The organism is Nonomuraea sp. NPDC048916 (assembly GCF_040649575.1).
Classification (GTDB): Bacteria; Actinomycetota; Actinomycetes; order Streptosporangiales; family Streptosporangiaceae; genus Nonomuraea.
The window spans coordinates 1-356 of sequence record NZ_JBEZFS010000324.1; the positions used below are offsets into that span (position 1 = coordinate 1).

General features: G+C 69.4%; 1 protein-coding gene. It reads left to right on the top strand.

The annotated features are described in order from the left end of the window. Positions 1-356 (top strand): ATP-binding cassette domain-containing protein (locus tag AB0C16_RS41055; protein WP_357691644.1); only part of this gene is annotated, 356 nt, incomplete at both ends.

Consider the following 356-nt stretch of genomic DNA (forward strand, 5'->3'; position numbering starts at 1 on the left):
CGATCTCCGCCCGTACGCAGGGCGACGAGCAGCCCGCGGCCGGGAAGGTCGTCGTCGGCAAGACCGTCAAGCTCGCCTACCTCTCCCAGGAGGTCTCCGAGCTGAACCCGAACCTCCGGGTGCTGGAGGCGGTCCAGCAGGTGCGCGACCGGGTCGACCTCGGCAAGGGCCGCGAGATGACGGCGGGCCAGCTCTGCGAGCAGTTCGGCTTCACCAAGGAGAAGCAGTGGACGCCCGTCGGCGACCTCTCCGGCGGTGAGCGCCGCCGGCTCCAGATCCTGCGGCTGCTGATGGACGAGCCCAACGTCCTCTTCCTCGACGAGCCCACCAACGACCTCGACATCGAGACCCTGACC